This is a genomic window from Shewanella sp. FeAMO, assembly GCF_053653955.1.
Genome location: NZ_CM132201.1, coordinates 3,374,337 through 3,400,785, shown reverse-complemented (window position 1 = coordinate 3,400,785; position 26,449 = coordinate 3,374,337). Strand labels below are relative to the sequence as shown.

General features: G+C 49.7%; 23 protein-coding genes and 2 pseudogenes. 14 read left to right on the top strand and 11 right to left on the bottom strand.

Annotated elements, in window-relative coordinates; all coding sequences use genetic code 11:
* Positions 1 to 6 precede the first annotated feature (6 nt).
* Together ispA and xseB are read right to left on the bottom strand one after the other, a co-directional pair.
* Positions 7 to 888 (bottom strand): (2E,6E)-farnesyl diphosphate synthase, encoded by an 882-nt coding sequence (gene ispA / locus ACWAU4_RS15355; RefSeq protein ID WP_208124944.1) that lies wholly within the window; start codon positions 886 to 888, stop codon positions 7 to 9.
* Complete coding sequence (gene xseB, locus ACWAU4_RS15350) at positions 889 to 1,128, bottom strand: exodeoxyribonuclease VII small subunit (protein WP_025012016.1); 240 nt, start codon at positions 1,126 to 1,128, stop codon at positions 889 to 891. It abuts the gene before it with no gap.
* 394 nt (positions 1,129 to 1,522) lie between these two features.
* On the opposite strand from xseB, the gene pomA reads away from it, so the two are divergent.
* The 3 genes from pomA (at position 1,523) to thiI (ending at position 4,846) form a co-directional block, all read left to right on the top strand.
* Positions 1,523 to 2,290 (top strand): flagellar motor protein PomA, encoded by a 768-nt coding sequence (gene pomA / locus ACWAU4_RS15345; RefSeq protein WP_208124943.1) that lies wholly within the window; start codon positions 1,523 to 1,525, stop codon positions 2,288 to 2,290.
* 4 nt (positions 2,291 to 2,294) lie between these two features.
* Complete coding sequence (locus tag ACWAU4_RS15340) at positions 2,295 to 3,230, top strand: flagellar motor protein MotB (protein WP_025887266.1); 936 nt, start codon at positions 2,295 to 2,297, stop codon at positions 3,228 to 3,230.
* Positions 3,231 to 3,391: 161 nt separating this feature from the next.
* Entirely contained in the window at positions 3,392 to 4,846 is a 1,455-nt protein-coding gene (gene thiI / locus ACWAU4_RS15335; RefSeq protein ID WP_025887267.1) for a tRNA uracil 4-sulfurtransferase ThiI, read from the top strand.
* A gap of 67 nt (positions 4,847 to 4,913) precedes the next feature.
* Here the strand turns inward: thiI and ACWAU4_RS15330 are convergent, their stop codons facing one another.
* Entirely contained in the window at positions 4,914 to 5,192 is a 279-nt protein-coding gene (locus ACWAU4_RS15330) for a hypothetical protein (RefSeq protein WP_208124942.1), read from the bottom strand.
* 185 nt (positions 5,193 to 5,377) lie between these two features.
* Here ACWAU4_RS15330 and ACWAU4_RS15325 point away from each other — a divergent pair, with 185 nt between their 5' ends.
* From ACWAU4_RS15325 to rlmM, 6 genes are all read left to right on the top strand, one after another.
* Positions 5,378 to 6,289: a transcriptional regulator GcvA gene (locus tag ACWAU4_RS15325; RefSeq protein WP_025012011.1), complete on the top strand. Its 912-nt coding sequence runs from the start codon at positions 5,378 to 5,380 to the stop codon at positions 6,287 to 6,289.
* Between the two features lie 76 nt (positions 6,290 to 6,365).
* Positions 6,366 to 7,001, top strand: coding sequence for an imm11 family protein (locus ACWAU4_RS15320; protein ID WP_044734882.1), 636 nt, complete (start codon positions 6,366 to 6,368; stop codon positions 6,999 to 7,001).
* A 6-nt stretch (positions 7,002 to 7,007) separates the two neighbouring features.
* On the top strand, positions 7,008 to 7,499 hold the full coding sequence (locus tag ACWAU4_RS15315) for a hypothetical protein (RefSeq protein ID WP_025887271.1): 492 nt from the start codon (positions 7,008 to 7,010) through the stop codon (positions 7,497 to 7,499).
* A gap of 123 nt (positions 7,500 to 7,622) precedes the next feature.
* Positions 7,623 to 8,267 carry an alpha/beta fold hydrolase gene (locus ACWAU4_RS15310; RefSeq protein WP_208124941.1) on the top strand — a complete coding sequence of 215 codons (645 nt, stop codon included), beginning with the start codon at positions 7,623 to 7,625 and terminating at the stop codon, positions 8,265 to 8,267.
* 2 nt (positions 8,268 to 8,269) lie between these two features.
* Positions 8,270 to 8,659 carry a DUF423 domain-containing protein gene (locus ACWAU4_RS15305; protein ID WP_025887273.1) on the top strand — a complete coding sequence of 130 codons (390 nt, stop codon included), beginning with the start codon at positions 8,270 to 8,272 and terminating at the stop codon, positions 8,657 to 8,659.
* Between the two features lie 369 nt (positions 8,660 to 9,028).
* Positions 9,029 to 10,111: a 23S rRNA (cytidine(2498)-2'-O)-methyltransferase RlmM gene (gene rlmM / locus ACWAU4_RS15300; protein WP_107352811.1), complete on the top strand. Its 1,083-nt coding sequence runs from the start codon at positions 9,029 to 9,031 to the stop codon at positions 10,109 to 10,111.
* Between the two features lie 37 nt (positions 10,112 to 10,148).
* On the opposite strand, the gene ACWAU4_RS15295 is transcribed toward rlmM, so the two are convergent.
* The gene (locus tag ACWAU4_RS15295) at positions 10,149 to 10,457 is read right to left on the bottom strand and encodes a hypothetical protein (protein WP_025012006.1); all 309 of its coding nucleotides are present in this window, start codon (positions 10,455 to 10,457) and stop codon (positions 10,149 to 10,151) included.
* A gap of 265 nt (positions 10,458 to 10,722) precedes the next feature.
* Between ACWAU4_RS15295 and ACWAU4_RS15290 the strand changes: the two genes are divergently transcribed.
* Positions 10,723 to 11,976 carry a valine--pyruvate transaminase gene (locus ACWAU4_RS15290; RefSeq protein ID WP_025012005.1) on the top strand — a complete coding sequence of 418 codons (1,254 nt, stop codon included), beginning with the start codon at positions 10,723 to 10,725 and terminating at the stop codon, positions 11,974 to 11,976.
* 357 nt (positions 11,977 to 12,333) lie between these two features.
* Here ACWAU4_RS15290 and ACWAU4_RS15285 read toward each other — a convergent pair whose 3' ends face one another.
* The 3 genes from ACWAU4_RS15285 to ACWAU4_RS15275 all read right to left on the bottom strand — a co-directional run bounded on the left by ACWAU4_RS15285 (position 12,334) and on the right by ACWAU4_RS15275 (position 13,823).
* The gene (locus ACWAU4_RS15285) at positions 12,334 to 12,909 is read right to left on the bottom strand and encodes a hypothetical protein (RefSeq protein ID WP_208124940.1); all 576 of its coding nucleotides are present in this window, start codon (positions 12,907 to 12,909) and stop codon (positions 12,334 to 12,336) included.
* Positions 12,910 to 13,010: 101 nt separating this feature from the next.
* Positions 13,011 to 13,475 (bottom strand): hypothetical protein, encoded by a 465-nt coding sequence (locus ACWAU4_RS15280; protein ID WP_025890172.1) that lies wholly within the window; start codon positions 13,473 to 13,475, stop codon positions 13,011 to 13,013.
* A gap of 63 nt (positions 13,476 to 13,538) precedes the next feature.
* A complete protein-coding gene (locus tag ACWAU4_RS15275) occupies positions 13,539 to 13,823 on the bottom strand; it encodes a DUF6881 domain-containing protein (protein WP_025890171.1) in 285 nt (94 codons plus the stop codon).
* 121 nt (positions 13,824 to 13,944) lie between these two features.
* Between ACWAU4_RS15275 and ACWAU4_RS15270 the strand changes: the two are divergent.
* Positions 13,945 to 14,559: pseudogene (locus tag ACWAU4_RS15270) on the top strand (IS4 family transposase); the annotation flags it as partial.
* Between the two features lie 96 nt (positions 14,560 to 14,655).
* Positions 14,656 to 15,731 (top strand): IS3 family transposase gene (locus ACWAU4_RS15265; RefSeq protein ID WP_208124939.1). Its coding sequence is split into 2 segments (ribosomal slippage): positions 14,656 to 14,905 and positions 14,905 to 15,731, totalling 1,077 coding nucleotides; the frame shifts between segments, so codons are not numbered across the junction.
* A gap of 314 nt (positions 15,732 to 16,045) precedes the next feature.
* Here the strand turns inward: ACWAU4_RS15265 and ACWAU4_RS15260 are convergent.
* Positions 16,046 to 17,023 carry a transposase gene (locus ACWAU4_RS15260; RefSeq protein WP_159352934.1) on the bottom strand — a complete coding sequence of 326 codons (978 nt, stop codon included), beginning with the start codon at positions 17,021 to 17,023 and terminating at the stop codon, positions 16,046 to 16,048.
* A gap of 88 nt (positions 17,024 to 17,111) precedes the next feature.
* Between ACWAU4_RS15260 and avtA the strand changes: the two are divergent.
* Positions 17,112 to 17,366, top strand: a pseudogene (gene avtA / locus ACWAU4_RS15255) (valine--pyruvate transaminase); the annotation flags it as partial.
* A gap of 302 nt (positions 17,367 to 17,668) precedes the next feature.
* Here avtA and ACWAU4_RS15250 read toward each other — a convergent pair.
* The 3 genes from ACWAU4_RS15250 to ACWAU4_RS15240 all read right to left on the bottom strand — a co-directional run bounded on the left by ACWAU4_RS15250 (position 17,669) and on the right by ACWAU4_RS15240 (position 23,102).
* Entirely contained in the window at positions 17,669 to 18,238 is a 570-nt protein-coding gene (locus ACWAU4_RS15250) for a hypothetical protein (protein ID WP_044735888.1), read from the bottom strand.
* A gap of 90 nt (positions 18,239 to 18,328) precedes the next feature.
* Complete coding sequence (locus tag ACWAU4_RS15245; RefSeq protein ID WP_208124938.1) at positions 18,329 to 19,945, bottom strand: ATP-dependent nuclease; 1,617 nt, start codon at positions 19,943 to 19,945, stop codon at positions 18,329 to 18,331.
* Positions 19,946 to 22,094: 2,149 nt separating this feature from the next.
* Positions 22,095 to 23,102 carry an isocitrate dehydrogenase gene (locus ACWAU4_RS15240; protein ID WP_025011991.1) on the bottom strand — a complete coding sequence of 336 codons (1,008 nt, stop codon included), beginning with the start codon at positions 23,100 to 23,102 and terminating at the stop codon, positions 22,095 to 22,097.
* A 255-nt stretch (positions 23,103 to 23,357) separates the two neighbouring features.
* Here ACWAU4_RS15240 and ACWAU4_RS15235 point away from each other — a divergent pair, with 255 nt between their 5' ends.
* The gene (locus tag ACWAU4_RS15235; protein ID WP_454290318.1) at positions 23,358 to 26,210 is read left to right on the top strand and encodes a S9 family peptidase; all 2,853 of its coding nucleotides are present in this window, start codon (positions 23,358 to 23,360) and stop codon (positions 26,208 to 26,210) included.
* Positions 26,211 to 26,449: the final 239 nt, after the last annotated feature.

Sequence of the window (26,449 nt, the reverse complement as noted above, 5' to 3'; positions counted from 1 at the left end):
CTCTTTTTATACTCTTCGCTCAACGATATAGCGGGCGAATTCGGCAATTAACTGGCTATTGTATGGCAATTTGGCCAGCGCTGATAGTGCATCTTCCAGCAGTTTTTGGGCTGTGGCCTTGGCGCCCACCAGTCCCAACAGTTTAGGATAGGTACTCTTATTGGCGTCGAGATCCGACCCCTGGGGCTTACCCAGCTCTTCTGTACTGCCGGTGATATCGAGAATGTCATCCTGTACCTGGAATGCCAGACCTATGGCATCGGCGTATTCCAGCAGTGCCTGCCTTTCATTATCATCGACATCGGCGGCAATTACCGCAAACTCGACGGCGCAGCGGATAAGGGCACCTGTCTTCAATCTGTGCAGGGCGGTGAGCTGCGCAAGGGAGATCTCTTTGTCTGTGGCATTGAGATCCTGGGCCTGGCCGCCGCACATACCGCGGTAGCCGGAGGCTTTGGCCAGCGCCTGCACCAGGCGCAGGTGTTGGCGGTCGCTGAGGCCCTCGATATCGCTGCTGATAAGTTCAAAGGCCAAGGTCTGCAAGGCATCACCGGCCAGAATGGCGGTGGCTTCGTCAAAGGCGATATGCACTGTCGGCTGACCGCGGCGCAGGGCATCGTCGTCCATGGCCGGCAGATCGTCATGGATCAGCGAGTAAGCGTGAATACATTCTATGGCGGCGGCGCAATCATCGAGGCGCTCAAGGGGAACGCCGAGCATCTCGCCCACAGAGTAAACCAGAAACGGCCGAATACGTTTACCGCCCAGCAGGGCACCATGTCGCATGGCAGCCTTGAGTTTGGGCTCGGTATCATCCAGGGTGTCCAGAATGGTGCCAATCTTTTGATTGACTCTCTGCTGGTATTGGTTAATAGCTTGGGTTAACACTCACTCACCCTCGACATCAAATGGGCTCAATGGCGCCTGGGGATCCTGGGCCAGCAGTATGGCAACTTTCTGTTGCGCCTGTTCCAGTTTGGCCTGGCTGCTGCGCACCAGACCTATGCCACGCTCGAACTGTTTGAGAGCATCGTCCAGCGATACTTCACCGCGTTCCAGCTCGGCGACTATGCGTTCCAGTTCGTTGAGAGATTCTTCAAAGCTCAGATTTTCGGGTTTTTTGGCCACATCGGTTTCCTTGGTGCACCTTGGTTGCCGGCCCATTCCTGCGACCTGATTGTCACGGTGCAAAGGTATAAGGGGAGGGGATTGGCAGCAGGTGTCTTGGCGTTATGTTCAGCGTGACACAAGGTATATCAGGGCGCGATAAGGGTCAAATTGAAGCGCCCGTTATTTGCTCAACAGCACGCTTTGTCGCTGATTTTTTTTGGAGAAAATTAAAATCTTCCTAAACTTGCCTAAGCCCTGTCCGATAACTCAAAATAGAAACTGTTGAAAATTATCATATTCATCTCCTGCGAATAGCCAAGATCCTATATCACCCTTTGAGGCGGATCGGCTTGTATGGGATAGAGATCCCGGCCACACTGTGTCGGGTCTGCTTTAGAGGTGAGGAGCCACTGTGGATTTAGCAACCCTGATAGGACTGGTAGGTGCTTTTGCTTTTATTATCATGGCAATGGTCAGCAGTGGCGGCATTGCAATCTTTATTGATGTACCTTCGGTATTGATTGTTATGGTAGGTTCGCTGTTTGTGGTGATGATGAAATTCAACCTCAAGCAGTTTTTGGGGGCGGTCAAGATTGCCGCCAAGGCGTTTATGTTCAAACTGGACAAACCCGAAGAGTTGATTGAACAGTCGGTCACCATGGCCGACGCCGCCCGTAAAGGGGGCTTCCTGGCGCTGGAAGAGGCGCAAATTTCCAACAGTTTTATGCAAAAAGCGGTCGACATGCTGGTGGACGGCCACGACGGCGATGTGGTGCGTGAAGCACTGGAGAAAGACATTCAGCTGACCGAAGAGCGCCACAAGGCGGGGATCAGTATCTTCAAGGCGCTGGGTGATGTGGCGCCGGCTATGGGTATGATAGGTACCCTGATTGGTCTGGTGGCCATGTTGTCCAACATGGATGACCCTAAATCTATCGGCCCGGCAATGGCGGTGGCCTTGCTGACCACCTTGTACGGTGCGGTTATTGCCAACATGGTGGCGATTCCGATTGCCGATAAGCTGACGCTGCGGATGAACGAAGAGATGCTCAACCGCAACCTGATTATGGACGCTGTACTGGCCATTCAGGATGGCCAGAACCCCAGGGTGATTGAGGGCTTCCTCAAAAATTACCTGTCTGAGAAGCAGCGCAAAATAGATACAACGGACGGAGAGTAACACTATGGCCAAGCCCAAGTGTGATTGTCCGCCACCCGGCGCACCCATGTGGCTGGCAACCTTTGCCGACCTGATGTCGCTGCTGATGTGTTTCTTCGTGCTGCTGCTGGCCTTCTCCGAAATGGATGTCATGAAGTTCAAACAGATAGCCGGCTCTATGAAATACGCCTTCGGGGTGCAGAACAAGGTTGAAGTGAAAGACATTCCCAAAGGCACCTCAGTGATTGCGCTGGAGTTCCGCCCCGGACGCCCGGATCCCACCCCGATTGAAATAATCAACCAGCAAACCAACGAGATGACCCAGCAGATCCTCGAGTATCAGGAAGGGGATGACGACAGTGCCGGTGGCGTGCAGCAGCAAAGGGGCGAGCAGCGTGGCGGCGAGGCTTCGGCCACGGCGCAGGAGCAGGCCGAAGACAAGAAGACCCAGGAACAGCAGGCGGCTCAGGATCAGATTAACGAGCAGGTCAAGAAGATGGCCGAGGCGCTCAACAAAGAGATAGTGGACGGCGCTATTGAAATCGAGTCTCTGGGGCAGCAGATTATCATCCGTATTCGGGAGAAGGGCGCCTTTGCCTCAGGTTCGGGGTTCCTGCAACCCAGGTTCAAACCTGTGGTGCAGGCGGTTGGCGAGCTACTCAAAGATGTACCCGGGATCATCACAGTCTCCGGCCACACGGATGACATGCAGATAAGCAATGAGCTGTACAGCTCCAACTGGGACCTTTCCAGCCAGCGGGCGGTGGCCGTGGCCCACGAATTGGTCAAGGTGCCCGGCTTTGATGCCAGCAGAATGAAAGTGGTGGGCATGGCTTCCACTGCGCCTTTGGTGCCCAACGACTCGCCGGAGAATCGCGCCCGTAACCGCAGGGTGGAAATCTCCATTGAGCAGGGCAAGGCCAAAGAGTCTGATGAGATTGAAGTCGATCCCAATCTTTGATGGCGCAGTATCATCAGAATCAGAGCAGCCTGAAAACGGCTGCTTTTTTTATGCTTCTGCAATCCGGGCACGGCTTTGGAGTGGCAAATCTCTGTGCCAGCTAGCGGGTCTTTGTTATAATCCCACGATTGCTGTTTGAAATTTTTTTCCTCGGGATCCCCATGAAGTTTATCGTAAAGCTGTATCCAGAAATCATGATGAAGAGCAAACCGGTAAGAATGCGTTTTACCAAGATGCTCGAGTCCAATATCCGCAATGTACTCAAAAAAGTGGATGAAGACGCTGCCGTTACCCGCCAGTGGGATCGGATTATGGTGCAGGTTCCCAAAGACAAACCCCAGCTAAAACAAGTTTTTGCCGAGCGTCTGGCTTGTATTCCAGGGATTTCTACCATCAGCCAGGTCAATGAATACAGCTTTGAAACCGTTGATGATATCTACCAGCATGCGCTCAAGGTGTATGCCGACGAGCTGGCGGGTAAGACCTTCTGTGTCCGCGCCAAGCGCAGCGGCAAGCACGACTTCAGTTCGCAGGATGTGGAGCGTTACGTAGGTGGTGGCCTGAACCAGTTTACCGAAGCGGCCGGTGTGCGCCTCAAAGACCCGGATATGACCATTCATCTGGAGATCAACAACGACAAACTCTACCTGGTGGAGAAGAAGATCCCCGGACTTGGTGGATTTCCGATCGCGACCCAGGAAGATGTGCTGTCCTTGATCTCCGGCGGTTTTGATTCAGGGGTGTCCAGTTTCCAATTTATCAAAAAGGGTTCCCGTACCCACTACTGCTTCTTCAACCTGGGCGGTGCCCAGCACGAAATAGGGGTCAAGCAGGTGGCGCACCATTTGTGGAAGACCTATGGCGAGTCGCATAAAGTCAAGTTTGTGACCGTTCCCTTTGAGCCCGTAGTGGCCGAAATCCTCGAGCGTATAGACAATGGCTTGATGGGCGTCATACTCAAGCGGATGATGATGCGCGCCGCCGCCAGGGTGGCGGAACGTATGGGGGTTCAGGCACTGGTCACAGGTGAGAGCCTGGGACAGGTATCCAGCCAAACCTTGACCAACCTCAATGTGATTGACCGCTGTGTCGATACCCTGATCCTCAGACCTTTGATCACCATGGACAAGCAGGACATCATCAACGAGAGCCGCAAGATAGGTACGGAAGACTTTGCCAAGTCCATGCCTGAATACTGCGGCGTGATTTCACAAAAACCCACGGTCAAAGCGGTGTTGTCCAAGGTTGAAGCCGAGGAAACCAAGTTTTCCGAAGATCTGCTGGACCGGATCATCGCCGATGCCGTGGTCATGGATATTCGGGAGATAGCAACCGACATGGATACCAAAGTAACGGAAACCGAAACCGTCGCCAGTGTCGGTCAGGGGGAAGTGGTGCTGGATATCAGGGCGCCGGAAGAGGAAGAGAGCAAGCCGCTGCAACTGGAAGGTGTCGAGATAGTTCATATTCCTTTCTTCAAGTTGGCCAGCGCCTTTGCCGAGCTCGATAGCAGCAAGACCTATCTGCTCTATTGCGATCGCGGCGTTATGAGTAAACTGCAGGCGCTCTACCTTCAGGAGCAAGGGCACGGTAACGTCAAGGTTTACCGCCCCTGATAAACAAAAAGCCGCTTCTCTCGAAGCGGCTTTTTTGCTGCTGACGCTCAGCGAAATCCAATGGGACTCAGTTAAGCTGAACCTTTGATGGACTGGCTGCCGCGTCTTCGGCCAACAGCAGTGTCGGCTCGTCCAGCGCATGGGTTCTGAGCTCTTCGCTGTTGGCGGCAATGTTACGGCTCAGCTCCTGCTCAAGCAGTTTGAAGTCTATCTGCACCGCAGGTACTTCGACAGCAACTCTTGGCAGAGGACGAGTTTGCGCCGGTGCAGAAAGACTTTCCGCAGCCACGGTGCTGGTGCTCATGCCAAACAGCAGGAGCACAAAAGCGGATTTAAAGTTCAACATGGGATGCCTCCGGGTGAGAACGGGCACTGAGTGCCAGTGTCAGACCTTCCCTTCGACTGCTCAGAGATTGTCTGAATATTCAACTTTTCGGCGCAAAATTTAACCAAAAGCGCTGGCTTTAACAAACGATAAAATGTAACAATCTGGATTAGAAAAACTAATTAAAAAATGAGAAGTGGATCACTATGTCAAAACGACTCCCTCCGCTGAATGCGGTCAAGGCGTTCGAGGCAGCAGCAAGGCATTTGAGCTTTACCCGCGCCGCCGAAGAACTGTTCGTTACCCAGGCCGCAGTGAGTCATCAGATCAAGGCGCTGGAAGACTTTCTGGGATTAAAATTATTTCGCCGAAAGAACCGCTCGCTGCTACTGACCGAAGAGGGGCAAAGCTACTTCCTCGATATCAAGGATATTTTTACCCAACTATCGGATGCCACCGACAGGCTGTTGGCCCGCAGCGCCGTGGGTTCCTTGACTGTCAGCATGTCGCCCAGCTTTGCCATTCAGTGGCTGGTGCCGCGTCTGGCAAAATTCAGTGAGAAGAATCCCGATATTGATGTGCGGATCAAGGCGGTGGATGCCGAGTTCAGCGCCTTGTCCGACGATGTGGATGTGGCAATTTACTATGGTCAGGGTAACTGGCCCGGGCTCAGGGCCGACAAACTGCGCAACGAAGTGTTGATCCCCGTATGCTCGCCAATGCTGCTCAACGGCCCCAAGCCATTGGAAAAGCCCGCCGATCTTAAATATCATACCCTGCTGCACGATATGAGCCGTCATGACTGGCAGGCCTGGTTCCGCCAATGCGGCGTAACGGATGTCAATGTGAACCAGGGGCCGATATTCAGCCACTCATCTCTGGTACTGCAGGCGGCGGCCCATGGCCAGGGGGTAGCTCTGGGCTACAGCGTGCTCGCCCGCCCCGACATCAAGGCCGGGCGTTTGGTCTGTCCGTTCCAGGAGGTTCTGGTCAGCAAAGATGCCTATTATCTGGTGTGCCAGCAAAAGCATGCCGAGTTAGGTAAAATTGTCGCGTTCCGCGAATGGATGCTGGATATGTTTGCCGAGGAGTCGCGTAGTGAATTGTTACCGGGATAAGTCGGTAACACGTTTCTCTGCATATACAGGAAGGCACTACAAAGAAGTGAAAGCTTGCAGTTTATAGGGAACTTTGATGGAACTGGCTTACATAAACGAAAACACGGAAGAGAGTGATGCCATGTTTAGTTGCTCTGATAACAGAGGGCACCTGTACGAAGACATGGACTACATTCCAGTGAGCGCATTGAGTGCGGTTATTTGGGAGGATGAAGACAGTTATTCAGAAGCTGTTTTCGATATCACAAATTCAGGGGATTTAAGCGTTACCAAACCTATAGCAGACGTTTTTATGAGCTTTGACCCATATGGCGTCGCTTTTTTGCCCAATAAATTACAGTGCATGGATGGTCTGTCGACTCAGCAGCGATATATTATCGCGATAAATAACGAGTTGGATGTATTGGATGAAGACAAGTCAGTTATAAAAAACGTTATCAGGCATTATGATCCCAAAAAGCACGGCTACGATGTGCCATTGGAAGAGCAGAAGCCTTTTCATTCAATCATAGTTAGTAAATTGTATCTTGATCGAGAAAAACTCGAGTCTTATCCCATGAACCGCAGACACATTTTCAGGGTTAAAGGTACCAATAGCTTTTTCTTTTCTTCAGAAGTATATGATGAACTCTATAATATCGCTCTACAGGGGTTAGCTTGTGGACTGACCGCTTTTAAGTTTGATGTCGATGATGAAGCACCAAGGAGATAATAGTAAGTGAAAGATGAATACTCGATACTCACTAAACAAAATATGGATACTTTCCCATTCCAACAAACACCTGCACCAGTAGGTGCTGCAGCACCGGATCTGTTATTGGAAATGACCTTTTCTCCAAAGCTGTTCATTATTGGTGATATAGCATCCAAACTGGAGCCATTGGTGCAGCATGGTGTTGAATGGCTGGATGCTCGTGTTGACAATTCGCCAAGTCAACCTTCGGATGAACAACTCGAGGTATATGACAACTATCGAATGCCTTATATCCAGCAGACGTACAGATTGACTGATAAAGAAAAGCAATTTGGTAAGTTGAATTGGTTAGATACTGATTCGACAGAGTTCGATTTTTCTAAACTGGAAAATATCCCTGTGGAACAAAGGTTGATATTTAAACTGGAAGAGGACTTTGGCTTGGTGTTTATTCATAAAAGTGTGATTGATTTATTGAAAGAACATGTAAAAACGGTATGGGTAAGAGATATATAATTACCGTTTGTTCGTTTTCTACGCTATTTTTTAATAAATTGATTTGTCAGGGAAGTACGGTATTTAATATTGTGGTTTATTCGAATCCAAGCATGAAAATTATTGTATCTTCGGACAGGGCTGATGATGAATTTGAATACTAACTGGCTGCTGGATAAAGGTAAAAACAGTGACACTCTGGTGTTGTTCGCCCATGGCGCCGGTGCCGATATGCACAGCGACTTTATGGCAGATTATGCCACACTGTTGTCCGCCAGCGGCCCGAGCGTGCTGAGGTTTAACTTTCCTTACATGGTCAAGCGCGGCGAGGATGGCAAGCGGCGCCCGCCGGACCGGGCACCTGCGCTGTTGCAGTCCTTCGAGCAGACCTTGGCAGCAGCGGTTGCCGAGTTTGCGCCCAAGCGACTATTTTTGATGGGCAAATCCATGGGCGGGCGGATGGCGGTCATGTTGGCGACCAATGATAAACTGGCGATGACCCCCAGCGGCGTTATCTGTCTTGGTTATCCGTTTTTGCCGCCGAAGAAAACCGAGCCCAGACTTGAGCCCTTGTGGGAGTGTGCCTCGCCTCTGCTTATTTTGCAGGGCGAGCGCGACAGCTTCGGCAAGCGCGAGCAGTTGGCCTCCTGGGCGCTGCCCGAGCAGGCCAAAGTACGCTTTATTACCGACGGAGATCATAGTTTTGTGCCGCGCAAGTCGTCCGGAACGGATCTTAAGGCTAACCTGCAGGATGCCGTGAAAGAATCACTTTTATTTATCGGGAGTTAGTTATGCGTAAGGGGTTATTGTTACTGGCGGCCATCAGTGGTTTCTTTGCCGTTGCTCTGGGAGCTTTTGGCGCCCATGGACTCAAGACCATTGCACCTGCCGAGTTGATCGCCATATTCAACCTGGGGGTGGAATATCAGTTTTATCACACCTTTGGTTTGATAACCCTGGCCTTTGCCGGTCACTGGTTCAAGTCGCGTCTGATTGACTGGGCGGCGGGGCTGTTTATCGCCGGGATCTTTATGTTCTCCGGCTCGCTGTATCTGTATGCTCTGACCGGCACCAAGTGGCTGGGCATGGTAACCCCTCTCGGCGGCAGCTGCTTCCTGGTGGGCTGGTTATTGTTGGCGGCAGCGGTATGGCGCCACCGCATGGATGAAACCGGGCTCTAAGTTTGGTTGGCTAAAGCCATTATTTACTAAAGCCATTGTTTGCTTAAAACTGTCACCTGAAGAGATAGCCCTCTAGAGAGATAGCTATTTAAAGAGATGGCTATTTAAGTAGATAGTCCGCAGGCCTGCCTAGGTAAACACCCGCCCAAGTGGCGGGTGTTTTGTTCCCAATTGCCGAAGGGCAGGGGGAATAGGCCGATATGTGCTGCAGGCCAAGCTCAATTTAGCCCGAGCTTTCTTACAAGCCTGGCATGCTCGGCTTTTCATTCTCACCGAGTCAGGCAACTCCTATTCAAAATGCTATGGTATACTCGCGCCTTCGCCAGTTGCCGGAGGCTTTCCGGTAAGATTCACTGTTTGGAAATACCAATGAACAACCTGTTTCTGTTTTGTCGTGCCGGCTATGAAAAAGAGTGCGCGGCCGAGATCCAAAATCGGGCGGCGCTGCTCAATGTCGGTGGTTTCGTCAAGGCCAATAACAACGATGCCTATGTGATCTTTCAATGTTTTGCCGAAGGGGAAGCCGACACCCTGGCACAGGAACTGGCGCTGGACTCATTGATCTTCGCTCGGCAGATGTTTGTCTGCGGCGATCTGCTCAGTGACCTGCCCCCCGAAGACAGGGTAGGGCCAATTACCGCCGCACTTGAAGATGTCAGCAGGGGCGGTGAGCTCAGGGTCGAAACCCCGGATACCAACGAAGCCAAAGAGCTGCTGACCTTCTGCCGCAAGTTTACTGTGCCGCTGCGTCAGTCGCTGAAACAGAGCGGTACTCTGCTGGCCAAGGAAAACCCCAAGCGACCGATAATCCATGTGTGCTTTGTGGCACCGGGCAAGGCGTTTGCCGGTTATTCCTACAGCCATAACTCGTCACCGTTTTTTATGGGGATCCCCAGGCTCAAGTTTCCCGCCGATGCGCCCAGCCGCTCGACTTTGAAACTGGATGAGGCCTTCAATCACTTTATTCCCGAACCGCAGCGGGAAGAGCGTTTGCGCAGCGGCCTCAACGCCGTGGATCTCGGCGCCTGCCCCGGTGGCTGGACCTATCAGCTGGTGCGCCGCGGCATGTTTGTATCGGCCGTCGACAACGGCCCCATGGAGGCGGGTTTGATGGAAACCGGCCAGGTGACTCACTTCCAGGCCGACGGTTTCCGTTTCGAGCCCAAGCGCAAGAACATCTATTGGCTGGTGTGTGACATGGTGGAAAAACCAGCCAGGGTGGCCGAACTGATGGAAGCATGGGCCATCAATGGCTGGTTCAAAGAGGCTATCTTTAACCTGAAACTGCCGATGAAGAGCCGTTACAAAGAGGTAAGCACCATATTGGAAAATATGCAGGCCATTCTCAAAGAAAACGGCATCACAGAGTTTAAGCTGGCCTGTAAACACCTCTATCACGACAGGGATGAAGTGACTGTGCACCTGTGGCTGCGGCCCAACTCTCCTTGGTGAGTTGGTACTCGAGGCCCCAAGCGGGCCTTGATGCTTTTCAGCTCAAGGCCAACTGCTGTAGCACGGCATCCGGGATGTCATACTGGCCGCAAACCCACTCAAGATTGCCGTCAACAAAGCCGAGTAGCTCCCGGGTCAACATCAGGTTATAGACGGCATCGGCCACTAGGCTAACGTACTCGGCTTTCTTTCTCGGTGACAAGTGATGGTGGCGCCGGTAATCCTGCAGTGCCTGTTCCAGCTTCTTGCCGGCAACGCCCAGGGAACCGGCTTGTTCCCGCATCAATTCCTGTTCCAGCAGACTCTGCTGTTGCTGCTTTAGTTCACTCAGTTTTGAGGCTGACACCCGCTACTCCTCTGGCTGCTTGTCCTGTTTTTAAGTGTGTGCCCCTGATAATGGATCAACAAGTCGATGTCGGCGAAATGTTCGCTGGCGCACAAAAATCTGCTCTCAAATGACCATGCAACTCTTACTTGGGCGCTTGCAGCCATTTAAGCTTGGTAAATATTGAGTTGTATCACGCAACTAAAAAACTTTTAAGGTGTAATCTGCCGCGGTTCCTGCTACTAAATAAGTTCTGTTTCTTGATATGAGTCTGCGGATAGAAGTAATGCAGTTTTCCAAGTTTGGTGACAAGTTTAACCGTTATACAGGTATCACCCAGTTGATGGATGATCTCAACGAAGGGCTACGCACTCCGGGGGCGATTATGCTGGGTGGCGGTAACCCGGCGGCCATCCCCTCCATGCTGGACTATTTTACCGAGCTTAGTGCCGATATGTTGGCCAAGGGCGAGTTGCTCGCGGCCATGACCAACTATGATGGCCCGCAGGGAAAAGATGTCTTTCTCAATGCCTTGGCCAAGCTGCTGAACGATACCTACGGTTGGTCGCTAACCAAAAACAATATCAGCCTCACCAACGGCAGCCAGAGCTCCTTTTTCGCGCTGTTTAACCTGTTTGCCGGTACCACAGCCGAGGGGCAAAAACGCAAGATTTTACTGCCGCTGGCTCCGGAGTATATCGGCTACAGTGATGCTGGTCTGGAAGATGAACTATTTCGTACCTTCAAGCCGGAAATCACCAAGCTGGATGGCGGCTTGTTCAAATATCACATCGACTTTGAAAGGCTTAAAGTCGATGCCGATATCGGCGCCATTTGTGTTTCGCGGCCGACTAACCCCACAGGCAATGTGCTGACAGATGAAGAGGTTGATAAGCTGGATAAGCTGGCAAGAGCGCACGGGATCCCGCTGATCCTCGACTGCGCCTATGGCTCACCTTTCCCCAATATTCTGTTTGAAGATGTGACTCCTTTCTGGAACGACAACACTGTGTTGTGTATGAGTCTCTCCAAGCTGGGGCTGCCGGGGCTGCGCTGCGGCATAGTGATAGCGAACGAAGCCATCACCCAGGCGCTGACCAATATCAACGGTATTATCTCACTGGCTCCGGGCAGTATGGGCCCGGCGATGGCGACAGAGATGATAGCCTGTGGTGATATGCTACGGCTCGGCAATGAAGTAGTGCGGCCTTTCTATCTGCAGCGGGCGCAGCAAACCGTGGCCATGTTGCAACAGGCTCTGCCGGACCCCAGGTTCAGAATTCATAAACCCGAGGGCGCGATTTTCCTCTGGCTCTGGTTTGAGGGCCTGCCCATCAGCGCCATGGAGCTTTATCGACGCCTGAAAGCCAGGGGCGTATTGGTGGTGCCCGGGGAGTATTTCTTCTTCGGACTGGCCGAAGAGTGGCCACACGCCGGTGAGTGTATTCGGATGAACTATGTGCAACAACCTGAATTGATGCGTCGCGGCATTGAAATCATCGCTGAAGAAGTCAATAAGGCTTGGGCGCAGCTTGGTTAAAACCAAGGCTACTATCGCAGAGTTGCTTGCTGTGAGTTTCAAGCAACTCTGCTGTAGCGTTATGAATCGCCACTAGTTTTCCAGACACCTTTTAGTTAGATAAACTCGCTAATTGTTTAGCTGAATCCCAGCGGTTCCCAAGCATTTCTCCCCAATCGAACTTTGCGTCTGAAGTTTGACTTTCGCACTCACTTCAATAGCTTAACGTCCCTCAAAGGGCATGCAAGAAGATTTCTCTCAGTGGAAACATCGGTGTTTCTGTAATCTAGGTAACTAGAGGCTTTCACTCAGCGAATAATGGGTGTTTTTGTTGTTTTCTTAAAGTGCGCATTTTTTGCGTCACTTTTCAGCGACTTTTTATACACCGTTTTCACAATATTTCTCAATGAAGGCCTCAATCATCGCATCAAATGATTCAAAAGCTGGATTGTGTGGGTGAACTCGGCCTTTAAACACGTTTTTATCACTTTTATAAATTTCTAATGATTCGTTAAGTTTTTCGCAACCATGAGTTTTGTCGTTATCCGTTAAATAAGCATTTCCCATGGAGAATAAGGCCTTGGATACACCCCAGTAATCTCCGTCTTGTTCAAAAGCTTTAGCTGCCAACTCGAAGTGTTTGATTGATTTTGATGCGGTAGGGTCGTACTCATTGTATTTTTCATAAAAGTCTTTCCGGTCACGATAGCTTCTACTTTTATAAAATAAGCCTAAAAATATATGAGCTTCAGCCAAACCATAAATATCTTTTGATTCTTCGAAGTCAGCTAGTGCCTCGAAGCCAAGCTTTTCAGCCGCTATGCCTCTGTCTTGTATTCTCATTAGTTGATATGCGTAACCAAGCTTAGTCATTGGATCATTTGTATATGGAACCCCGGCCGCTGAGCAGCCGAGTAGAATCAAAGCGAATAGTGAAACGATAGTTAGTTTCATGCCAAAATTTCCTTTGGTTTACAATGCCATGGTTTTGCGACGGACCGGAACGCCAGCGTAGATGTGTCCGACAACAGCCACTTGTTGAAGTTTTGAGGACACTATTCATTTACTGCTAGATGGTAGGTTGTAAAACACCGACCTGATAACTCTGTTTTATAAACTTTAGTGGACATTTTATTCAACACCTTGTATTCGCGCCTACTTTCGAGTAAATGGAATAGTATTTCTTTATGCCCTAGCTCTTTCGCCCAGCACATTAGCTTTTTGAAAATTGGTATGCCAAACCCCCAGAATTTTTGTGAGATAACAATCGCCAATTCAAAACCATTATCATCAGGCTGAATGCCACACCAACCTGCCAATACTCCACCAATATAAACCGCCCGGATGCGACAACCATGTATGGCATCTGTATTTATTTTTTCATTCATCCACGCATGGAGGCTTGTTTCGTCAAAATACGGGTGCTCGATCAAATGTGTTCTCAGAGAATCTTGATTGACCACGTCCATGAACTCTGTAGGGTTCACTTGATTAAAATGCAAAAATTCAATTTCACTCATATGCCGATACTTCTAACGCCTTTAGCAGGCGCGCCGTATTTTGGCGTCGCCAGCCTAAACTTGTTAAGAGCTACTTGGCACATGCTTGTGCCAGAGCAGCTCGAACTGTTCTTTTGATGTAGACTTTCCCTGGAACTCTTCTTGGGAGTTTATTTCTTCTAAGGAGGGCACCATATCAATACCCAGTCTCGTATTTAGGCTTTCTATTGATTCGAAAGCAAAGCCAACCGAACCATCAGGAAAGAACTCCAATTTTCTTATTTCGTAGCCATCTGGTCCAATTTCAGAAACAAGCCTCGTAGGCTCATAATTGAAATCATGTTTCCATTCTACGTCTATGTATCTCATAGGCCCTTAATGCCCCGCTCTAGGGAATCCCCAGATAATTCCCTTTTTATTCAATTCAGTAGACACGCATGGTGTTGATTGATCTAATTGATTTCGCCAAAAAACTACCAGATCCAACACCATGCGTGATGTCCATATCTTACACGATTTACTCAAAAAGCAATGCCCGCAAATACATCAAAAACGGCTTAATTCTCTGATGGTTGCTACAGAAGCGTTACTTGATGGCAATCAATTGTCACTCACTCAGCTTGGTCGCAATATCTCTGGTGCGGTGGCGCCAAAGCACAACATCAAATGGATAGACAGGCTACCCGGCAACCCGCATCTACACTCTGATAAATTCGCTATTTATCAATGGTATGCCAAGTTACTCTGTGTTGCTAATCCCATGCCGGTAATCCTCATTGATTGGTCTGATGTCCGTGAACAACTGCGGATGATGACATTGCGAGCCTCTGTCAGTGTGCAAGGGCGCTCGGTTACCCTGTATGAGCGTACTTTCAAGTTTGCCGACTACAATGCTCCACGCAGTCATAACGCCTTCTTGGCTGAGTTGGCACAGGTGCTGCCATCCCATGTTTGTCCACTGATTGTCACCGATGCGGGTTACCGCAATACCTGGTTTCGGGAGGTGGAACGATATGGTTGGTTTTGGCTTGGCCGTGTCCGAGGGGATGTCGGCTTTCTCCAGGCCAATTATGCCCAATGGCAGTCGAATAAGTCGCTTTATCCCCCCCCGCCACGGCGAAAGCCCGTGACCTTTCCCCCGAATTTAAGACCATGACATTGATGAGATTTCCAATACACTAGAGCCAATGGAGATCTCAACATGAAGAAACGTTACACCGAAGAACAAATCATCAAGGCCATCAAACAGCATGAGGCAGGAGCAAAAGTCGATGACATTTGCCGTGAAATGGGCATATCCACTGGCACTTTCTATAACTGGCGCAGCAAGTATGCCGGGCTGGAAGTGAACGAAGCGAAGCGGCTGAGGGAGTTGGAAGCGGAGAACAACAAGCTCAAAAAGATGTTGGCCGACAAGATGCTGGAAGTCGAAGCAATGAAGGATGTGCTGTCAAAAAAGTGGTAACGCCAGCGGCCAAAAAGCCTGTTGCTCAACACTTGATTGAGGGATTCAGCCTCAGTGAGCGAGTAGCCTGTAAGCTGGCTGGGCTTAGCCGGACTGCATTTCGCTATCAACCCAGGAAAAAGCCAGACAATGGGCTCAGACAGCGACTGAAGGCGCTGGCGACGCAATATCCTCGCTATGGGTATCTGATGCTACATGGTTTGCTCAGGGGGGAAGGCTGGGTCAAAAACCGCAAACGAACCTATCGGCTCTACACGGAGGAAGGCTTGCAGGTCAGGACGAAGAAGCGCAAGAAGTTAACCCGGCCAAGGCAGCCCATGGAGGTGCCAACAGCCCCCAATCAACGTTGGTCTATGGACTTTGTGTCAGACCAACTCAGCAATGGTCGCCGCTTTCGGGTACTGAATGTCGTGGATGATTATTCGCGGGAAATGGTCGGTCAATTAGTCTCTGTGGCCATTAGTGGTAGGCAGGTCGCCAGATTCTTGGACCAATTGATGGAAGAGCGAGGCAAACCCAAGAAGGTTACTTGCGACAATGGGACAGAATTTACCAGCAAGGCAATGTTCTTCTGGAGTAAGGAAACGGGCGTCACACTGGGCTTTATCCAACCAGGAAAGCCGACGCAAAATGCCTTTGTGGAAAGCCTGAATGGCAAATTCAGGAATGAATGTCTGAATCAGCATTGGTTCAGAACCTTAGACGAAGCCAGATACGAAATCGAGCTATGGCGTGAACACTACAACCATGTTCGCCCTCATAGTTCACTGAACTATATGCCGCCTGTTGCGTATGCCAAGCAAGCAGCATAAGCTGGAAAATCTCATCAAGAGATTGGTACTAATCTCGGGGAAAGATCACCCGGCATATTGGTTACGTAATAAGTAAAATAAAAATAAAAAAAATCAAGCCACCCATTGTAAAACAATAACTTAATCTTCTTTCAGTCTGCGTTCAAGCACCAGTAGGGGATTTGAGCACCCGGAGGTAGAAAGATATCCGTGAGTTGCAGAGGTTTGATGAAATCGAACATATTTCACGCAAAAATGCGAGATTTGAGCTGTGCTAGCCCTACCCATGGTTCAGGGGATTTCAATGACTGCGGTTGAGTTAAATAGCGTGGGGTTCAGGCCGTTTGAAAGTACTGACAGCTGGTTGCAAAATGTCGTCGTCGCTTCTCCAAGTGTTCGCAGTAACAGCTGAGCTCTTGCAAGGTGCCCACCGGGCCACGAAATAGTTTTCCAAATTCAGTGGTAAGCTTGAGCCAGTTCTCATGAGGGATATTCAACCGCGTCAGTAACTTGGCACTCTTTTCACCTATCGAACCACGTTTATCATCGCGAATACAGCGCCCGGTATCATCCACCAATTCAAGATAATCTTTGAACCCAAACGCAATACCACTGGGCTGGTTGTCGCACTCATTGCCAATAAAGGGCAGTAGCTTGGCGGGTTGTTCGCATTTCAAAGCTGCCTGAATACGTAGCCGAATGCTGGTATGCTCTGACTGCTCAGGCGTACCGGCCATCTTAGCTCTGATGGGGTTGAGGTCAACGTAGGCCATGCAGGTTAACACCGCTGCTTCATCCAGTAAGGCTTGTGACTTAAATCTTCCTTCCCAGAATCGGCCGGTACAGTTATCTTCCTGATTGGCTTGACGCGCTATCGGTTCATTGAGACAACGCATAAACCAGCTGATGTCACATAACCTGCTGCGATAAATCGCGATAGTATTCTTCAGCCTGGGGACTTCATACGCTTCAATCAGCTCACCCTGGGTGAATTTGCGGGTTAACTCGTCACCTTTGAATAACTTATGCCATTGCTCAAGCACTTCTCTATCTGTCCATCGGTTTGCTATCTCTATATCGATATGCAACACCAGATGCAGATGATTACTCATGATGGCGAATGCCGCCACATCAATGGCAAAAACAGCTTCCAGTTCAAACAATAACGATTCCACCCAACCACGGCGGTGGTCATAATTTTTACCCGAGTAGGCATCATCACCACACAAGAAAGCTCGCCGTACCACGCGGCTGCAACAGTGGTAGTAAGGTGTATCTTCAAGGCTGATTTGAGTTCGGCGAGGGCGCGGCATAATAACCTCCTTGTTAAATGCTTAAACAAAGCATAGTCGGTGGCTAACTACCGCGCCATTAACGCAGGGTGTCCATATTCTCTCCGATAAACCCGAGGGCGCGATTTTCCTCTGGCTCTGGTTTGAGGGCCTGCCCATCAGCGCCATGGAACTCTATCGACGCCTGAAAGCCAGGGGCGTATTGGTGGTGCCAGGGGAGTATTTCTTCTTCGGACTGGCCGAAGAGTGGCCACACGCCGGTGAGTGTATTCGGATGAACTATGTGCAACAACCTGAATTGATGCGTCGCGGCATTGAAATCATCGCTGAAGAAGTCAATAAGGCTTGGGCGCAGCTTGGTTGAAACCAAGGCTACTATCGCAGAGTTGCTTGCTGTGAGTTTCAAGCAACTCTGCTGTAGCGTTATGAATCGCCACTGATTTCCTAGACACCTTTTAGTTAGATAAACTCACTAATTGTCAGAAATTGTTTAGCTGAATCCCTGCGGCTCCCAAGTATTTCTCTCCAATCGAACTTTGTTCGACCTCCATCGTGCCTGAAGTTTGACTTTCGCACTCACTTCAACAGCTGAACGGTCCTCAAAGGGAAAGAATAATGTGCTCTCACCGCATGCCAGTAACAGGGACGATTAAAGTCTTTACTCAGCTAATACTGGGTGTCTTTATTGTTTGTTTGAAGCCCATCATAAAAGTCAGCCAAAGCCTTATGAACCTCTCTCTTTTGAACTGCTACTCGTTTTCTAAGGTCGACGACCTCATCATATGTAGGTACTTCCTTGTCAAAAACTATTCTGTCACGGAGTTCTTTTTCGAGAGAGTTGAATTTACCAAGAGCTTTTACGGCAACATTAGCTTTTACAAGCCTCAATCTAGATATCGCAGATTTCTGATATGCCCATCCTTCGACTAAGGCCTGATCTCGTTCATTTATAGATTTTTTTTGCTTAACACTAAAATCATTCCCTTCTTCATTATTGTTTTTTTGATGCTTCGTGATACCTGCTATCTTTGCAATGTATGAGTCAAAAGAGCGAAAATACGTTTCAACATCATCAGATATCTGTTCAAGTAACTTTGTTTTATGTTCCAGCATAAACTTTTGCTTTTCAGATCTATGTGAAGTCTTAACACCTAAGTACGTAAAGACTCCTGTTATCAGCGCCCCTAAGCCTATTTTTACAGCTGTATCAGCGACATCAATCCATTCTTTGGGCAAAACACTCTCCTTTGTAGACTTAACGCTCCACTCACCGGAATTTTGGGAGCGTAGCGAGTAAAATTTCCGTGTGGAGTGGCTTGTTAAGTTTCAAAACGACAACTCCCATGCGCGTACAAGTGTCTCAAATACAGATTTCATTTCCGTTTCGAATTGTTCTTTCGTAATTTCATCACCTACTCGTCTTGACAGACTTGTTTTCTGCTTACCGGTCATACTTGCAACTTGCTGTTCCGTTCTTTTCCAGTCCAAGTGATTTGGATAGCATTCTTCCAATGAGCCGTGTGCTAAAACTTTAATCTGCCCTCGCTTATTAAATTTTCTAAACTCCTTCATGAACTCATCAAAGCCGCCTTGCGCCTTTTGAGTTGGTGCATCGCACAAAACAACTATCTTTTCTTCGAATATAGAACTCTCAAGAGGTTTAAATGCCTTTCTTATTGCATTAATTGATCGCTTAGCTTGATGAGTATCTCCTTCAGCAGAAATTATTTGAATTGTCGGTCTGTCGGAATAAAAGCGTTTAATTACACGGGTTAATAATTCAACCTCGCTCGGTCCTTCTACTATTAAAAAGTTACGAGGAAGCAATAGATCAGACGGGCTTCCACCCAGTAATTCAAAGACAACGTAGGGCTTATCCAGTTGATCGACATACTTAAAATTAGTAATGCTATCTTCTTTCTCTACTTTATAAATTTTTTGTGATGGATGCTCGTCTGCTACAAATACCGATGAATGGGTATTTATAAATACTTGATCGAGCTCAGAGCTCAATGTTAGGAGTACTTCTTTTAATTTCCGCTGTGCGGTTGGGTGTAAATGAAGTTCTGCTTCATCAATGAAGAATAAAAAAGATTTGCCTGCATCTTCTCTACCTTTTCTGTAATCTGCATACGCCTGGATAATGGCAAGCATAAGAGCCCTCTGCATGCCATCACCTTTTTCAGATGCATATGTTTCTACACCATCATCAACTCTAGTCTGGAAGTTTTTTAGCAAGTCATTGAATTCTGGACTTGTTACTTCGAAACTAACCTTTGTACATTCAGCAAACTGTTTTTCCAAATGGGTTTTAACATTGTCGCCTAAACGATCAAACTCCAACTTTACAGCTGATCCTTCATCATCAAACAACTCATCAAACTTGTCTCTAAAAGCTCTGTATTGAGGATTGTCTTGCAGAATCTCTTCAAGAACAGAAGACAACATAATACCAACCGGAGTCTTCGCAGCATATTTTGCCACTTCATCAAAATATTGCTTGGTATGTATATATTCGAACTTTGGTAGAAAATCGTTAAACGCTTTATCAAAACCTGCTGGATTTTTAGCTAATTCTTCTCCATTTATTATTATTTTTCTTTTGCTAGGCTCTTTGCTTGATCTTTCAACAACTAACTTATCGTTGCCGTTTAACACACCTAACATTTTAGTCTTATTGGCATCATTGCGCATATTTTCAGCGCCATGCAGTGCACCTGTAAACTCAATTTTTACTGAAATGGTTTTTGATGTATCTCCTTTTGGGTGTAAATCCTTCATAGACACACCCTTAGAAGTTCCATTGAAAAACCATTCAACCGCTTCGAAGAAATTAGTCTTTCCTGCGTTATTTTGACCTACAAAGATATTGAAGTTATCACAATCAAAATGAGCTTCGCCGATAGACCTGAAATTGCTTATAGATACTTTAGATATTTTCATCGTTCCCTGACCTCTGATTGAAACTTAACAGCTGTATAATACGCATGCGCGTTTTAGTCCTCGGAGGAGTGTAAACGTGCATCGCTATCTATTTGTATTTGCTGGATATAATACCATTTAGTCCTAATATCCCTTGCAGCTAAACGCGCATGCGCGGTTTCTAAACTTATTATCTACCAGCTGTATTTTTTAACATTATGAATTTAATGGTATTTCCTGCAATGTTACGGAAATAACGTGCAAGCTTAGCTGCAAATTCCCGGCATTTTGCCCGGAACGTCAATAATACTGTATAAAAATCAGTTCTGAGGTGCTTGTCATGAGCGCCGCAAACGCTACAACCCGGGCCCTACAACCCAAGCCCTACAAAAAACGTTAAGTAAAGCCATGGCTACCGCACGGGTTCAAACTCTGTTCGTCCCTGCATTCCGTTGAAAACGGAAAAGTGCTGCTGCTTCTGGCCTCAAGCTTAAGAAAGTGCTAAAGCTAAGCGTTTGAATTGGTTATACAATACCCAGTACTGAATTTGAAAACAATTAGCCAAAGGTCAAGTTTTTGACAAAGGCCACAAAACCCTGATTTGGGTTGTTTTTGAAGCAGAATTGACTGGGTGTTTGCATTATTCTCTGTTTTTGACAGTCATAGTCCCACTTAGTACTGGCCGAGCTTCCGGCCACGGTGTAGCCAATCACCTGCGGTGCGCCTTTCGCACAGGCGATCCTGTGACACGCTGCGAGTACGTCCTTGTAAGCTCTGCCTCGCCATCCCTGGCTCGGAAGGTCTCAGTCCCCGCCTGTGCCTGGAAAATAGGTGTATGTCTGCAAACTCTTCAGATGTTTCAAGCTACTCAGAGCTAACAGAATTGCACCAATTCCCCCCTCGGTGTCGCCGACAGCCGTTGGCGCAAATAACGTGGCTAAGCAGCGGCCCATCACCTGCGGTGCACCTTTCGCACAGGCGATCCCGCGACACGGCGTGAATACGTCCATGTAGCCTCGACGAAAACATCCTGTTTTCAACGGTCACAGTTCCACCTGTGCCTGGAAAATAGGTGTATGTCTGCAAACTTTTCAGATGTTTCAAGCTGCTCAATGCTAACAGAATTGCACTAATCCCCCTCGGTGTCGCCGACAGCCGTTGGCACAAATAACGTGGCTGAGGCATGGATGCCGAAGCAGCGCCAGTCGAATCAGGGATGAGCGTCTGAAGCGGTAGTTATTTGCGCCATTAGGCCGAGGAGCTTTCGACACCGTGTGGGGCGGCAAGGGAGATCCAAGAGGGGATTGCTGCTGATCCCCTCTTGGTCGGGTGTGGGGTGAAACTCCACGACTTTAGGCCGCTGGCACAGCGGCTATCATAGCTTTAAGCCAAAACTCACCAATAAACTAGGTCTTAGCTTCTGGCTAAGCAGCTGCCAATCACCTGCGGTGTGCTCTCGCACAGGCGATCCTGTGACACGGCGTGAATACGTCCATGTAGCCTCGACGAAAACGTCCCTGTTTTCGACGGTCACAGTTTCGCCTGTGCCTGGAAATAGGTGTATATCTGCAGACATTTCAGATGTTTCAGGCTACTCAGTGCTAACAGAATTGCACCAATTCCCCCCTCGGTGTCGCCGACAGCCGTTGGCGCAAATAACGTGGCTAATCAGCGGCCAATCACCTGCGGTGTGCTCTCGCACAGGCGATCCTGTGACACGGCGTGAATACGTCCATGTAGCCTCGACGAAAACGTCCCTGTTTTCGACGGTCACTGTTCCGCCTATGCCTGAAAGTGGGGGGTATGTCTGAAGACACTTCGGATGTTTCAAGCTACTCAGCGCTAACAGAATTGCACCAATTCCCCTTCATAAGCCAGTGGGGATTTCGGCTACGTCGGGGTGTCCTTGCCCGGTGTGGTTTGGCGAGAGTTGCGTAGCAACGTGCTTCGAGCGAGAGCCAGGGAAGGCGAACTGGCCCTTGTGCATGGATGCACTTGCTCCACTACTTTAGGCCGCTGGCACAGCGGCTAACATAGCTTTCAGCTCAAAATAGCCAAAAACATTGGTTGGGCCTCCGGCGGCGGATGTTTCCCATTGCCTGCCAACGCAGGCATAAAAAAGGATGACCTTGGGTCATCCTTTTTAGCAACTTACTGAGTTGATATTAGATCAGAGTCTATCCAGCACCGCTTGGGTGAAGTCAGTGGTGCCATGAGTACCACCGAGATCGCGGGTAGTGCGGTCGCCTTCTTCGATAACCGCAGAAACGGCAGCGCGAATGGCGGCGGCTTTATCTGACATACCCAAGTATTCCAACATTTGGATAGATGCCAGGATCACTGAAGTTGGGTTCGCCAGGTTTTTGCCGGCAATATCCGGGGCACTGCCGTGAACCGCTTCAAAGATAGCGGCGTTGCTGCCGATGTTGGCGCCCGGGGCCATGCCCAGACCACCCACCAGACCGGCGCAGAGATCAGACAGAATGTCACCGAACAGGTTGGTGGTGACTATCACGTCGAAGTTTTCCGGGTTCATCACCAGCTTCATACAAGTGGCGTCAACAATCATCTCTTCGGTAGTGATATCCGGATAACGCTGGCTGACTTCACGGGCCACTTTCAGGAACAGGCCTGAAGTCGACTTCATGATGTTGGCCTTGTGGACTATGGTCACCTTCTTGCGACCTTCCTTGCGAGCCAGTTCATAGGCGAAGGTAGCAATCTGCTCGGCACCCTGACGGGTAATGATACTGGTGGCTTCGGCAATGGCGCCGTCTTCAGACAACTTTTGTCCCAGGCCTGAGTACATACCTTCAGTGTTTTCACGCACTGTGATGATGTCTATGTTCTCATATCTGGCTTGGGTGCCCTTGAAAGAAAGCACAGGACGCACGTTGGCGTACAGGCTGAACTTCTTACGCAGGGTTACGTTGATGGAGGTGAAGCCTTCGCCAACAGGCGTTGTCAATGGGCCTTTGAGGGTGATACGGTTCTTCTCGATGAGATCCAGCGTGCGCTGAGGCAGAAGCTCACCGTGTTTTTCCAGAGCAGTCAGACCGGCATCGGCAAATTCATATTCAAAGTCGCACCCCGCCTTATCGAGAATTTTCAGAGCTGAGTCGATAATGCTGGGGCCGATCCCGTCACCAGGGATCACGGTAATAGTTCTTTTTGACATGGAGAGGTCCTTCCACGGTTGGTCGTTACTGCTATTTATCAGACCATGTCAGTGACACGGTTTTCGACTGAGAATTTTGTGATTTAGATCGCCGCTATTCTATACACATTCAACGCATTTTCACAGGAAATAGTGAGCAATCTCACGCTTTTTTCTGTAGGCTGACTTGCTAAAAAGTCGGCGTCTGACCATGATGGAACGCCAACAAAATAAAAAGTCTACTTTAGTCTAACAACAATGAAAAAGAGGACGATCTTGAAGTTAACGCCCTTAGCATCGCTGCTGTTGCTGTCAGCCGGTTTCGCTACCGCAGTCAGTGCCCAGAGCAGCCCCTCACTGACCCTCAAGGATATAATGCAGTTTGAGTCGATTACCGATCAGGTTCTCGACCCTCAAGGCAAGGTGCTGGCCTATAGTGTTGCGCCGGATCGCGGCGACAGCCGTGGTGTGGTTAAGTCACTGGCCAATACCAAGGTTTATGATGTCGCCGGTGGCTCCAAGCCGCAGCTGTCAGCCGATGGCCGTTACACTGTCTTTACTCTGGCGCCTTCGCTGCTGGAATCGGAAAAGCTTGCTCCCAAGGCGCGCAAGAAGCTGAAAAAAGGCCTGTTGCTGCTGGATAACACCACAGGTGAGCAGCGCCGCTTTGAGCGGGTCAAGTCTTATGCCTTCAGCGAAGATGGTACTTTGCTGGCTATCTGGTATGAAGCCGATGAAGAAAGCAAAGAGAGCGCAGAGGCAAACGGCATTGATGCCAAAGAGGCCTCAGCCAAAGTAGCCACTCAAGCATCCGCCCCCGATGCTCCAGTAGCCAAAACGCCGAAACTGGATGCCGGCAGCAGTTTCGAGCTGTTGTCGCTGGCAAGCGGCAAGTCACAGCGTTTCGAGCATGTTACCGCCTGGCAACTGGCTTATAACGGCAGCGTGCTGGCACTGGCGCAAAACGACAGTGCAAGTAATAGCCACAGCATCTCTGTGCTCGATACCCGCAGCTTTGAACTCAAATCGGTCAGCAGCCAAGCCGACAAGCAGTTTGGTGCCCTGACCCTGAGCCGTGATGGCCGCTATCTTGCCTATACCCGAGGTGATGCGGCGCTGGATGCGAACGAGCGCCCCTATGCCTTGTCTCTCTACGACAGAGAGTCGGGCAAACTGAGCCAGATATTGCCAAGCAAGGGCGACAGTAAGGGTTGGCTCATTAATCGCCATGCCAAGCTGAGCTTTTCGGCCGACGGTGAGCGGCTGTTCTTCGGCCGGGTGCCCGAGATAAGCAAGCAGCTGCAAATTCCCAAGGTGGAGCAGAGCAGCGACCTGTACGACACCGCGCTGGTAAGTGCCCAGCGGGATCTACGCCTGTGGCACGGCGATGATCCGCTGATCAAGCCCAATGAAGTTAAACAGTATGAAAAAGAGCAGAGCCGCACTTATCTGGCTGTGCTGCATCTTGGTTCGCGCAACCTAGTGCAACTGGCCGACCGCAAGGTGCCGGACATTGAGCTGAGCGAACACAAGCGGGTGCTGCTGGGGAGCTCTGATATTCCCTATCGCAAGATGATCACCTGGGCCGGTTTTTACCGGGATTTTTACCTGGTGGATATCAATACCGGTCACAAGACCCGGGTATTGACCCAACAGCCAAGCGGCAGTGCGCCAACCCTGTCACCGGCCGGTAAATACCTGGCCTTTTATCAGCAGGGCGGCATCTATCTCTATGATGTGGCCAGTGGTCGCAAACATAACCTCAGCAGCAAGCTCAAGGTCAGCTTCGCCGATGAAGATCATGATTATCCATCTGCGGCGCCCGGCTATGGCTTCGGCCCCTGGCTCGAGGATGACTCAGGCCTGCTGGTGTATGACAAATACGATATCTGGCAGTTTGATACCCGCTCCCACGACGGTTTTATGCTGACAGGCGGTGAGGGCCGCAAGCAGCAGCAAAGTCTGCGTATTGAAGCTCTGGCCCAGCCAGACAAGGCTTATCCGGCCACTGTGGCGCGCAACCAGGCTGTGTTGCTGCAGGGCTATAGCCACAAGACCAAGGCCGACGGTTTTTACCGTGCGGTTATCGGCCGGGCTCAACTGACGCCGCTGTTTGCCAAAGACAACAAGCTGTCTGTGCTGGCCAGAGCCGACAAGGGTGATACCTTGCTGTTCAGTCAGGAGCGTTACGACAGCTATCCAGATCTCTACAGCTCGGCTTTGCTTGAGCCAGCCAAGGCGGTCAAGCAAACCGACTTTGATGCCCAGCGCCGCAAACTGCCTTGGGGTAAGTCAGAGCTGGTACACTGGCGCGACGGTGATGGTCGTGAAATGGACGGCGTGTTAATCAAGCCTGCCAACTATCAAAGTGGCAAGCGTTATCCTGTATTGGTATATTTCTACCGCTTTATGAGCGATCGCCTGCACGCCTTCCCGGACATGAAAATCAATCACAGGCCCAACTTTGCCTGGTATGCCGCCGATGATTACGCCATCTTTCTGCCGGATATCCGCTTTGAAGTCGGCTATCCTGGTATCAGCTCGGTCAAGGCATTGACCGCCGGAGTGCAGAAGCTTATCGACATGGGGATCGCCGATCCGGATGCCGTCGGTATTCAGGGCCACTCCTGGGGCGGTTACCAGACAGCTTTTGCCGTGACCCAGACCAATATCTTCAAGGCCGCAGTCAGTGGTGCCCCGGTAAGCAATATGACCAGTGCCTACAGCGGCATACGTCACGGCACCGGCCTTGCCCGTCAGTTCCAGTATGAAACCGGCCAGAGCCGTATCGGTGAAAGCCTGATGCGCGCGCCGCAGAAATACATAGAAAACTCCCCCGTGTTCTATGTCGATCGTATTCAAACGCCGATGATGATCATGTTCGGTGACAAAGACGATGCCGTGCCTTGGGAGCAAGGGGTTGAACTGTACCTGACAATGCGCCGCGCCGGAAAAGATGTGGTCCTGCTGCAGTATCAGGACGAGCCGCACCATCTGAAGAAGTATCCCAACAAGCTGGATTACAGTGTGCGGATGAAAGACTGGTTCGATCATTACCTCAAGGGTGCCAAGGCCCCCGAGTGGCTTGAAAAGGGTGAAGCTTATCGCGAGCCCAAGGCGGAAGACTGAACTCCCTTTCTGCCCAAATAACTCACAGAGGCGGACCAATTGGTCGCCTCTTTTTTCTGTTTATAGGGGAGGGGCAGGGCGATACGTACTCAAGCAGACTTGGGATGTTAAGTGTTGTCTTTGGCAGTCGTTGTTGGGCAAAAGCGAGCCCGCCTTGTGTACCGACTGATGCTTACTCATTATTGTCTGCAGTAATTAAGGTTTTATTGTTTGTAGAAAGGCGTTTTACTTGCTCGGAA